Genomic DNA, 11533 nt, shown 5'->3' on the forward strand with positions numbered 1-11533 from the left:
CTAAAATAATACCATAATATCGGCACTTAAGCAAATAAAAACGAGAATTTTTGAAAATCGCTACCAACTTTCATGGCTTTTTCCATAAATTGGGGTTAAAACAGTCCAAATCTGACAGTTTAGTAAATTTAACTTATAATAGTTGTAAATAAACCATGGAGGTTATGATATGGCTGATTTAGAAAGTAAAGTACTGCAGGCTGCAACAGGTGAAAAACGCCTTAATCCCGATGAACAACGTCTTTATTTTGGAACGTTTGCAGAGCGTGTGGTACTATCTATTCTGCTTGAAGATAGTCGTTTAGAAGATGTTCAAAAACGTTTCAGTGACATTTTAAAAAAATTAAACGGCAAATATGATACTTTGTCAGTTAAAATTTCACCAAAATTATCCGTTTCAAATCAAGTCTTTTACATGAAAATTGCTCAAGAGCTAGGAAATCAAGCAACTATCGTCGATGAAAAAAATGCACAATCACCATATGGTATCATCGTACACTCTAATCAGGCTGAAAATGTCGATAACCCTCTGCTGTCTGAACAATTTCCGACACAGCAAAAAGAAACAAAAGAAGCCCCTGCTAAGAAAGGCTTCTTATCAAAATTATTCAAAAAGAATTAATGAATTTTTACCGCTAAAAGGTTACCAATATTTTGAGCAGTACGTTCTAGATTTTCTCTAGCTTTTGCTAGGGTATTTTCTAAAGTGTCAATGTTTGAGATAATCGGAAATGCCGCTTGAATATTTGAATTTGGAAATGATGGTAAGTCATTTTTTAGGCTACCACAAATGGCAATGACAAGTTTACCTCGTGGAGTTCGCTGTGCAACGCCAACTGGTGCCTTGCCTGAAAGGCTTTGTTTGTCCATACGACCTTCACCAACAATGACAATGTCAGCATTTTTCACACGTCGATCAAAGTCAAGGATGTCAAGGACTGCGTCTATGCCAGAAATGATTTCACCGCCTGTAAAGGCTGATAGACCTGCTGCCATACCGCCGCCCGCTCCTGCTCCTGCTATCTCAAGAACAGCTGGGAAGAAAGTTTGATAGAATTTTTCCATATCCTTATCAACGCTTGCGAAGTCATCTTCTGCAAGCCCTTTTTGACCACCAAAGATATAAGTTGCACCGTTGGGTCCACATAGTGGGTTCGTAACATCAGTAATAACTGTAATTCTTACATTCGATAAATCCCAGTAGCAATCTTCATACGACACCATTGCTATTTCTCCGAGATTCTTCCCAATCGCAGCCACTTCGTGACCTGATTTATCAAAAAAGCGATACCCTAAACCCGCTGCCATACCAAGACCACCGTCATTGGTTGAGCTGCCGCCAACGCCAATCATGATTTCCTGCACACCATTTTCGACCAAATGACCAATCATTTCACCGACACCTCGAGTTGTTAGGGTCAATGGATTACGCTGATTGAGCGGAACTTTTTCCAAACCACAAATGTCAGCCATTTCAAAAACAGCTAGGCGACCATTTGTTGCATAATGCGCTTCGACAGTATCACCAAGTGCACCAGTTACAGTACAAGTTTCACGTTTTAAATGTAAACCATCTGTTAATGCTTCAAGTGTTCCTTCACCACCATCACCTACTGGCATCAAATCAAATGTCGCATTTGGCAGAGCTTTGCGAAATCCATTTTGAATTGATTTTGCAACTTCAAGTGCTGATAGGCTTTCCTTAAATGAATCAGGTGCAATCAAAATATGCATGGTACCAACTCCCTTACAATTTCTTAATACTATTATATAATTTTTTATACGAAAGAGGTTGCAAAAACACGAAAGCATGACAAAAATCCCCTTCTGAATTAGAAGGAGATTTTTATATACCAATCAAATGTTATTGACTTTTCTTACGTCTTTTGACTTCTAATACTGCTAAACTTGCTAAGCTTAAAATACCAGTAAAGGTTAAAACTTTACTATCTTTTTGACCTGTTTTTGGCAGAGCAAGAGTACTATTTTCCACGACAGCAACCTTTTGAAGATTTTCAAAAGGTTCAGAAGAATCTTCACCTCGGACAGCAGCCTGATTTTGTACTGTCGCTGCAATTTGTGATACGTCACTAAATTCCACTAGGTTTTCATTTTCTGCAGCTTGAGTTTTATAAATAATACCATATTGACTAAAATGCTCAACGTCAAAGATAACAAATGTGACGACTTGCCCCTCAACATTTTTAGTAACTTCTCTAAAGTTCAAAGCTTGTGGCTGTGCATTTTCTGGAAGGAAGAAAACTTTGGCAACCGTCTTACCAGCATCAATCGGTAAAATGATTTGAACTTGCTGGTTTGGACTAACAGCATGCCCATAAGCATCTTCAGGCTCAATATCATACAAATCATAATCTTTTCCTTGTAGAGCCTCAGGTGTTTGACTATCATTTGTTTCTTTATGATGAACAGCAATTTGTGTAATATCTTCTCGTTCACCTGGTGCTAGAATGACACTTATACCACTTGCTTGGTCATAAAGTGTACGTTCAGTTTCTGTACCAACTTTTTGCAAACGTAAAATTGTAGCTGTAAGTGGATCGAGTTTAACGCTATTTTCTGTAAAAGCCACACCTGTCGGATTTGAAATTGCAGTTGTTCCTGCTTGTTCACTATCTGCAAGAACTTCCCCATTAAGGAGAGCTTTATAGGCATCTGACACGACAATCTCACGCGCTTTGCTATCAGCATTGATAAAGACGGCATAAACATCGCCATTGCTTGCTTGTGTTTGATAAGCGATTACCAAATCTTCTTGAGCAACCCCATTTTCATTTGGAACAGTAATCAGTTTAACTTTACTATCAACATCTGCTTTTGTTTTAAGCGTAAAGGCATCTGTTGAGCGACGAAGTGCAATAAGACCTTTTGTGTAATCCTTTGTTTTAACATTTCCTGAATAAAGGCTACTATCAGTTGCTTTTGCCCAATCAAAATGATTAATCGCATCTGTTGAATCATAAGAATCACTGATAAAGTAAGGATAAACAAACGGTGTGCCATCTGCGTTTGTTAGCAAATCAGATTTTGCTGGAACCTGATCAGCTGGAACTGGTGTCTTATAGGCTTCATCACGGAATTGCTTAGTACGACCGTATTCCTGACCAGAATGAATAAAGGCTGTTCCCTGAGACGTTAAGATGATAAGATTTCCCAAACGTTGACGACGTAAAATTTCAGCTTCATTTTCAGTCACTGATGGATCTTTGTGTATTGATTTAGCAATAATATCGTGAAGAGTTAGGTTATCATGAGCTGCAATGTATTGAATCACATCACCTGGATCATCTGCTGTGAAATTATTTGGTTGAGCTTTGATGGTATTAAAGAGCTCTTGCAAATCTTTTGCCCCACCTGTGATAAAACATGGTGAACCTTCACTAGGATAGCCAGATTTAAGGAGATTACGAATATCATCAGAGAACGAAGCAACACTATCTGTCTGTGACATCCAAGTTTGGTCAGCAGGTTGGCTGGAATCATTGGCATCCCCAACATAAGTAATCCAACCTTCACCAAGCATAATAACATTTGGATTTAAAGCTTTTGCCTTGTCGTAAGCCATTTGAACTGTCTTGGCATCCAAATCACCCATCATATCAAAACGAAAACCATCTACTTTAAATTCATTTGTCCAATAAGCAATTGAATCAAGTACCATACGTCGTGTCATGTAGTGAGTTGTTCCTGGGCGACCACCACCAAAGCTTGTCTTAGCTGTGCCATCTGCTTCCATAAAGTGATAATAGCCAGGTTCCAAATCTTCAAGAATAGCAAGATCAGCAGTGTGATTGTAAACCACATCAAGAATAACCCCCATGCCATGTTTATGGATTTCAGCAATCAAATTCTTGAATTCTTCAATTCGTTTTGCTGGGTCAGCTGGATTTTCAGAGTACATTCCTGTTAAAGCAAAGTAACTTTGCGGATCATATCCCCAGTTGTAGTTTGTCTTGCTTGAAGAAAAATAATCTAAACGTTGTCCATTAATCTCTTCGTTCGCAAAATAGTAACTCATCACAGGAAGTAATTGAATATGAGTAACACCAAGACTTTGGAGATAGTCTAATTTCTCTGCAAAGGCTGCAAATGTTCCAAATTGGTGCTTTAGGTCATCAGAAATTGCTTTATCAGAAGTAAAATCACGCACATGCGCTTCATAAATAATGGCATCTTCACGAGCCGTGTAACCTTTGATATCTGCGTAAGTCAAGTTTTGATTTCCAATAGCACTAGTATCGACAATAGCTGCTTTTGCTACCTTAGATGACGGATTTGTTCCGATTAAATCGCTATTCCACTCTGCAAGAGAATTTGCGTATGGGTCAAGCGCAAGAACTGTATCATCCCCACGTGTGATTTCATAATGGTAATAATAACCTCGATAATCACTAACTCCCCAACCGAGACTTGGTGTTAGACTAGCTGACCATTGACCTTTATCACCTTTTGTCATAGCTACTTTGCCAAGAACTTTAGTCTGGTCTTCTTTATCATAAAGAACAACTGCTACTTGGTCTGCACTTGGTGACCAGACGGTCAACTCAACACGCGCCCCGTTATCAAAAACATGTGCTCCCAAATCACCGTCATAGGCATACTTAGAATCTGTATATTGCCAACTTTGCTTAGCTTGATATTGGTCTCCATTATAGCTTACTGTGTAAAGACCTTCACTTGAAAAATCACCTGTAATACTAACTTTATTACTTACTTTATCTAGACTGATAGCTGTAATGATAACTTCATTACCATCTTTGTCTATCACTTTAAGGTTTTCTAAAAGCTCATCTTTATCAGCATCCGCTAAGTTACTGATAATCGCTACAAGCTCTGAACTACTGATTTGTTGTGCAGATGTTAAGCAAATTGTGCTTACAAAATATGGATTCGTATAAATGGTCTTATCCTCATCTTTCAAAAAAATTTGTGTTTGATTTATTAAATCTTTAAAAATATAATTATCTGGTTGAATTTTAGCCGCATCGCCTTCTTTAGACTCATCAAGAAGTAAGAAACCAAGCTCATTAAAATCAGCTAACGGCACATCGATATAAGCACCGTATTTGCCAAAGTTTTCAAAATCAACACCATCTGGCCAAGAACCTAAACGACCAGTGATGGAACTGTCTGCACTTCCCCACAACCAAATTGCTAAATTCTTGTAATTACCATCACTACGATAATAATTGATACGGATTTTTCCTTTTTCAAGCGGAGCATAATAATTAGCTTGATAATTCTCATCAAACCAAACTTCATTCATATCAGGACTGATAAGATTAACCACTTTATCCCCTGAAATATTCTCACCACTAGTATTATTGATAAGTAGTCCAACTTTGTGACGATTACCATTGACCAATTTCACATCGAGATAATAACCATAAGCATCGTGCTTAAGGTTAGAAAGATTAATTGCACCATTCGGCCAAGATTCCGACGGGTGTTCAACATCCTCCCAAGTCCATAAACCAAGACTTGCTAAATCCTCAGATGGCAAGGCCTTAAAATGAATGCGCAGCGTATTTTCAGCTATTGGTTCTTCTTCAGTCTGAGCAATAAGAGCTTGCGTAATAGTACCTGCAGAGACTTTCAGAAGCATGGTACCACCTTTTGAAATCGTTGGTGCTTCAATATCAAGATAATATTGGCCATCTTGCCCGAGAAGAGCTTGGTAAGTCCTTCCTGTGTAATAATCAGTTACAGTTGCTGCATCAGACAAAAGCAAACGGATTTTTTGCGTTTGGTCTTTCAAATTGTACAAAATATAAGCTGCATCTGAGTCATTTGCTCGTTTGGCAAGTAGCCAACCTTGACTATCATTAACAGCTACAGTACTGTGACTACCACGTGCCAACAATTCACTATTTTCACGACGAAAAGCTAATAATTTTTGATAGTGCTCTAAGATTGCATTACCTGAAACATCATTCCAATCAAACTCATAACGGTTATCATAATATGGCCAGTTATTAGCACCAGATTGACCTAATTCTTCACCGTAGTAAATGACAGGTTGACCTTTAGCTGTCAACAAGAGTGTTGCTGCTAATTTTAATTTATTTAAATCACCACCGATACTGTACAGAAAGCCATCTTCATCATGGCTGCCAAGAAACTGCGCCAAGGTATAAGCGCTAGTAAGCGTATCATTTCTAGCAATCAACTCATCATTAGCTTCTTTCAAACGACCATTGACTAATAACTTAGCAATATCTTTAAAACCAAAGTCAAGAAGACTATCCATACTGCCAGTACCTAAATCACCTTTAGTATCTTTATAATTTGCTCCCCAACTTTCTCCAACTAGATGAAAATCAGCATCTTTTAGCGCAAGCTCATTTTTGAAATACTGCCATGTCGTATCATCAACATGTTTAACAGTGTCAACACGAAAGGCATAAATGCTGTTTCCTTTAGCAGTTGTTGATTTTTCAAGCCATGCTGTTTGCCAAGCAACTAATTGCTCACGAACAGCTTTTTCTTCTGTTTTGAAATCTGGAAGACCTGATTGTGAACCTTGAATGTCATCACCTTTATCTTCTTCTGGTGTGCGCAACATACCAGCATATTTGTCTTCGGTACCATAACCTGAGTGGTTAAGTACCACGTCGACAATGATATTAATGCCACGTTCTGCAGCCTGGTCAATCAACTCATGAAAATCATCCAGTGTCCCAAGATGTGGGTTGAGTTTTTCAAAATCTTCTGCCCAGTAACCATGATAGGCATAATATTCCTTACCAGCTTCTGTACTGACATCTTGCGGAATATTGTCAACAATCGGTGTCACCCAAATACTTGTCACACCAAGTTGTTTGAGGTAGTCAAGCTTTGCAGTCACCCCTTTAAAGTCTCCACCTTTATAAACACCAGCTTGATTAACTGCGCCAGCGTAATCTTGATGATATGGGTTGTCATTACTTGGGTCTCCGTTATAAAAGCGGTCAGTTAACATGAAGTAAATTACTTGTTCATCCCAGTCCACTTCACCAGCTTGTTTAAAACGCTTGGTTACAGTGACTGATGCCGTTGTGTCATAATAGCCATTATCCTTGTCAAAAACTCGAACGGGTAAGTCGTAAGTTCCTGGCTGAGTATCTGACGTTGCCGTGATTGTGACACGGTTGAGCTCTGGTGAAATTTCGATTACACCCCCACCAATTGGTGTGGTATCAACTTGCATGCGCGTGATATCAACATTTTCTGGATTGATTACTGTTACATCAATCAAATCAGTTTCATTATAGTTAAAAGGTCGGTAACTACTTGCTGATACTGAAACATTGTGTACTCCAGGTGTGGCCTTTGAAAAATCTTGTCCAGTAACAGTAGCAATATAGTATGGGTTGGTATAAATAGTCATATCATCGTTATGTAAGAAAATTTGGCTATGAATGTTTCGGTCAGAAAAATTCATATCGATTGTTTTATTGCCCGTTTTTTCTGGGTCGTTTTGATTGACTAGTAAAAAACCAATATTTGACTCTAATAATTTTGATAAAGGCAAATCAATATAGCGGCCGTAATCTCCTTCTTGAGTGAAATCAAGTGCATCCGTTGGCCACGTTCCAAATTGCGCAGCCACATCACCCCAAGCCCATAGGCCCCAGCCGTCATAATTACCATCATCACGCTTATAATTGATGCGAATGAGTCGATCATCAGCCAATGGTTTATAGCTATAGGCAGTAAAATTCAAAGCAACCCAAACTTCATTTACATCTTTTGATAAAAACTTAATAGTTTGATCAGAATCGCTGGTCTTCTCACCATTTTTAAGAAGGAGGTAGCCAATATCACCATGACTTGCTGCTTGAGTCAAATCAATGTAGTAACCAAAATCATCTTTTTGATTAGCCGAAAATGGCGTTGCTGCCGCTGGCCAATTATTACCATCAGACGGTTCTGCGACTGCTCCCCAAGTCCACAAGCCGTACTGTGTGTAATTGTCATCAGTAACAGCTTGAAAGTGTACGCGAACAGTATTTTCTGCAATTGAAGGTTTCGTCACTTGATTATCAGATTGAGAAGATTTTAGGAGATTAATCTGATTACTATTTTCAGTACTTGTCACTGTTTTGACTTCATCAATTCTAACAGATTCTGCTGTCTCTCGGACATCTTGTAGATTTGAATTAGCTTCTGAACTCTGTGACTCTGGTACAGTTTCTTCTACTGCTGGGCTCTCAAGATCATTTAATTGACCTTTGCTATCAGCATTTAAATTAGACGAATTGTTTTCTTCAAGATTTTGACTAACATCATCCGTCTTCTCTAACTCAAGAAACGACTGGTTGTCATCTTCTGGAAGCGATGTTTCATTTACCACTTCCGAAGCAGGTGTTTGAGAAGAAATTTGATCTGCTGAAACGTTTGTTAATCCAGCGCTCCAAAAAAGAGTTGTCGCAATCGCAACCGAAACAACACCAACTTTTAGCTTACGTATCCCAAAGTACTCTCGTTTTTCTGGGAAAGAAAGCCGACTTATCTTTTTCATGGAAGACCTCCGTCTTAAATTAGTAGTATTTTATGCTTTCAGTATACAAAATACTTTATATTTACGCAAGCGTTTTCGTAAATTATTTTTTTGCTTTTAGCAAGCGAAACATCATATATACAACTAGCATCTTCTTATAAATAGCGCAACCGATTGCTTTTAAAGGGATTAAAAAAAGCAGGAATTAATTTCCTGCTTTTTTAGCTTAATAATTTGTAATTTCTGGTCTATCGTGAACGTTACTCTTTTTTCCTTGGCGAGCTTTTAGGACTGCCTCAATATCATCTGGTGTCAAACCTGTTTCGACCAACATGACCGCCAAATGATACAGCACATCTGCAGTTTCATTAGCGATTTCGACTTTATCTGCATTTTTGGCTGCGATAACAACCTCTGTTGCTTCTTCACCGACTTTTTTCAAAATCTTGTCTAAACCTTTGTCAAAAAGGTAATTGGTATATGAACCTTCTTTAGGGTTTTCCTTACGGTCTAAAGCTTCATTATAAAGTGTTTCTAACATCATTTTTCCTTTCTATAAAATCTCATTGAAGAAGCAGCTGTATGCTCCTGTGTGACAAGCTGCACCTTCTTGCTTGACAGTAACCAACAAAGTATCACAGTCACAATCTGTTTTTATAGATTTAACATACTGATAATGCCCACTGGTTGCACCTTTATGCCAAAGTTCATTGCGCGAGCGACTCCAATAATGCATCTGCTTTGTTTCAAGAGTCAAGCGATAAGCTTCTTCATTCATGTAAGCAAGCATTAACACTTGCCCAGTCTGATAATCAGTCACAATAACAGGAAGAAGACCTCCTTGTTTGGCAAAATCTAGCTTTATCTCACTCATCGTCTCACCTCAATTCCTGCTTCTGCCATAGCAGATTTGGTATCTGCAATCGAAACCTCACCAAAATGAAAAATCGAAGCGGCAAGTGCACCTGTTGCACTTGTTTTTTCAAAAACTTCAACCATGTGCTCAATATTTCCTGCTCCGCCTGAGGCAATGATAGGAACATCGACCACATCAGCAACCGCATTGAGCATGTCTAAGTCAAATCCTGACTTCGTGCCGTCTTTGTCCATGCTGGTTAGCAAAATCTCACCTGCGCCGAGGCTAACCACTTTTTTTGCCCAGTCAATCAAGTCAATTCCAGTATCTTTGCGACCACCTGCAACATAAACATGCCAAGTGCCATCACTTTCTTTTCTAGCATCAATAGCAGCAACCACACACTGATTGCCAAATTTTTCTGAGCAGTCTTTGATAAGTTGTGGGTTGGCTACAGCAGATGAATTTACAGCAACCTTGTCTGCACCGGCTTTGAGCATTTTATTCATATCTTCAACTGAACGAATGCCACCACCAACTGTAAAGGGAATAAAAACTTGGTCAGCAACACGTTTCACCATTTCAACTGTCGTGTCACGTTTTTCATGAGTCGCTGTGATATCTAGAAAAACTAGTTCATCACAGCCCGCCTCATAGTAAGCACGAGCTGCATCTACTGGGTCACCAACGTCTGTCAAATTAACAAAGTTAACTCCCTTAACCACTCGACCATCCTTGACATCAAGGCAAGGAATAATACGTTTTTTCAACATAGGCTATCCTCCAAAAGCTTTTAGCTCTTCAAGGCTGATATTGCCATTGTAATAAGCTTTCCCAACGATTGTTCCTGCTACGCCAATCTTTTCTAACTCAGCTAAGTCTGCCTGCTCTGCTATACCACCAGATGCAATGACCTGAGCTGTCGTTAGTTCAGCTACCAAACGCTTATAATGCTCAAAATTAGGTCCTGTTAGTGTCCCGTCTCGGTCTACATCCGTATAAACAAAGAGAGTCACCCCAATTTTTTCCATAGCCTTTGCTAAACTGATATAATCTACATCACTTGTCTCAAGCCACCCTTCGGTTGCCACCATGCCAGCTTTAGCATCAATTCCAACCACGATTTTGTCACTGCCAAATTTTTCCAAAGCAGCTCTCACAAAATCTGGATTTTTGACTGCCATTGACCCGATAATCACACGATCAATACCAACCGCTAAATAATCTTCAATCTGTTCAAGTGTACGAATGCCACCGCCGACTTCGACACCAAGACCAGATTCCTTTTTTAGCTTGGCAATCAAATCACGATTCGTAGCACGACCGTCAAGGGCACCATCAAGATCCACAACATGAATAAATTGAATTCCTGCCTTGGCAAAAATCTTGCCTTGTTCAAGTACGTCAGGATTAACCACCGTTTTTTGATTAAAATCACCTTTGAAAAGACGAACAGCCTGCCCATCTTTAATATCAATTGCTGGAAGAATTTGCATACAAAACTCCTTTTTCATCACGTGTTAGCTTTACAAATATCGACAAATTTTTCAAGAATGCCTAGGCCAAGGTCACCTGATTTTTCAGGGTGGAACTGGGCACCGTAGACATTTCCCTTATGAATCATAGCTGGTACTTCAATGCCGTAATCCGCTGTAACATCAATGTACTCTTCAGGGACATCTGTAAAATAGCTATGTACAAAATAAACCGACTGTCCATCCAAGCCATCTGTCAACGGGCTATCCTGTTTTACCGTTAAATCATTCCATCCCATATGAGGAACTGGCAAATTTTTACTAGCCCTTATTTCTCGACAAACACCTGGAATAAAACCAAGTCCTTGAGTTTCTTGGTGTTCAAGACCTGTTTCAATCAGCACTTGCATACCTAGACAAATACCAAGTAACGGAATACCTTTAGCAACAGCTTCTTTGATTGCTGTTACTAAATGTCGTTTTGTCAGCTCAGCCATGGCAGTTGGATAAGCACCGACTCCAGGTAAAATGAGCCCATCCGCAGCTAAAATCTTCGTAGGATTACTAGATAATTCAGCCTGAACACCAATTTTCTTCAAGGCTCTCAAGACATTCGCTGTATTTCCAGCATCATAATCAATCACAATAATCATTAGCTAAGTTATCAAACCTTGAAAACACCAATCATTTTCAGTGTTTTGG

Annotated in this window: 8 protein-coding genes; 1 reads left to right on the top strand and 7 read right to left on the bottom strand. The window is 39.0% G+C overall.

Going from position 1 to position 11533, the window contains the following annotated elements; genetic code table 11:
- Positions 1-169 precede the first annotated feature (169 nt).
- Positions 170-622 carry a DUF1694 domain-containing protein gene (locus ACN0NP_RS01545; protein WP_423217424.1) on the top strand — a complete coding sequence of 151 codons (453 nt, stop codon included), beginning with the start codon at positions 170-172 and terminating at the stop codon, positions 620-622.
- On the opposite strand, the gene ACN0NP_RS01550 is transcribed toward ACN0NP_RS01545, so the two are convergent.
- The 7 genes from ACN0NP_RS01550 to hisH all read right to left on the bottom strand — a co-directional run bounded on the left by ACN0NP_RS01550 (position 619) and on the right by hisH (position 11484).
- Positions 619-1734 (bottom strand): glycerate kinase, encoded by a 1116-nt coding sequence (locus tag ACN0NP_RS01550; protein WP_126437965.1) that lies wholly within the window; start codon positions 1732-1734, stop codon positions 619-621. The genes ACN0NP_RS01545 and ACN0NP_RS01550 overlap by 4 nt on opposite strands.
- Before the next feature lie 130 nt (positions 1735-1864).
- Positions 1865-8521, bottom strand: a complete 6657-nt coding sequence (locus ACN0NP_RS01555; RefSeq protein WP_423217425.1) for a pullulanase — start codon at positions 8519-8521, stop codon at positions 1865-1867.
- A 205-nt stretch (positions 8522-8726) separates the two neighbouring features.
- The gene (hisE, locus tag ACN0NP_RS01560; protein WP_024343809.1) at positions 8727-9041 is read right to left on the bottom strand and encodes a phosphoribosyl-ATP diphosphatase; all 315 of its coding nucleotides are present in this window, start codon (positions 9039-9041) and stop codon (positions 8727-8729) included.
- Between the two features lie 12 nt (positions 9042-9053).
- Entirely contained in the window at positions 9054-9374 is a 321-nt protein-coding gene (gene hisI, locus ACN0NP_RS01565) for a phosphoribosyl-AMP cyclohydrolase (RefSeq protein ID WP_027968556.1), read from the bottom strand.
- Entirely contained in the window at positions 9371-10129 is a 759-nt protein-coding gene (hisF, locus tag ACN0NP_RS01570) for an imidazole glycerol phosphate synthase subunit HisF (RefSeq protein WP_024343808.1), read from the bottom strand. Before hisF ends, hisI begins: the two co-directional genes overlap by 4 nt.
- 3 nt (positions 10130-10132) lie before the next feature.
- Positions 10133-10852, bottom strand: a complete 720-nt coding sequence (gene hisA / locus ACN0NP_RS01575) for a 1-(5-phosphoribosyl)-5-[(5-phosphoribosylamino)methylideneamino]imidazole-4-carboxamide isomerase (protein WP_141348127.1) — start codon at positions 10850-10852, stop codon at positions 10133-10135.
- Positions 10853-10869: 17 nt separating this feature from the next.
- Positions 10870-11484, bottom strand: coding sequence for an imidazole glycerol phosphate synthase subunit HisH (gene hisH, locus ACN0NP_RS01580; RefSeq protein ID WP_423217426.1), 615 nt, complete (start codon positions 11482-11484; stop codon positions 10870-10872).
- Positions 11485-11533 lie beyond the last annotated feature (49 nt).

Origin of the sequence: Streptococcus equinus, from assembly GCF_049393805.1 — a bacterium.
GTDB classification, from domain to species: domain Bacteria; phylum Bacillota; class Bacilli; order Lactobacillales; family Streptococcaceae; genus Streptococcus; species Streptococcus equinus.

Bases quoted from the DNA above. Each gene is read 5' to 3' on its own strand.
- ACN0NP_RS01550 (WP_126437965.1), bottom strand. From the start codon at position 1,734: ATGCATATTTTGATTGCACCTGATTCATTTAAGGAAAGCCTATCAGCA.
- hisA (WP_141348127.1), bottom strand. From the start codon at position 10,852: ATGCAAATTCTTCCAGCAATTGATATTAAAGATGGGCAGGCTGTTCGT.
- hisI (WP_027968556.1), bottom strand. From the start codon at position 9,374: ATGAGTGAGATAAAGCTAGATTTTGCCAAACAAGGAGGTCTTCTTCCT.
- hisE (WP_024343809.1), bottom strand. From the start codon at position 9,041: ATGTTAGAAACACTTTATAATGAAGCTTTAGACCGTAAGGAAAACCCT.
- ACN0NP_RS01555 (WP_423217425.1), bottom strand. From the start codon at position 8,521: ATGAAAAAGATAAGTCGGCTTTCTTTCCCAGAAAAACGAGAGTACTTT.
- ACN0NP_RS01545 (WP_423217424.1), top strand. From the start codon at position 170: ATGGCTGATTTAGAAAGTAAAGTACTGCAGGCTGCAACAGGTGAAAAA.
- hisH (WP_423217426.1), bottom strand. From the start codon at position 11,484: ATGATTATTGTGATTGATTATGATGCTGGAAATACAGCGAATGTCTTG.
- hisF (WP_024343808.1), bottom strand. From the start codon at position 10,129: ATGTTGAAAAAACGTATTATTCCTTGCCTTGATGTCAAGGATGGTCGA.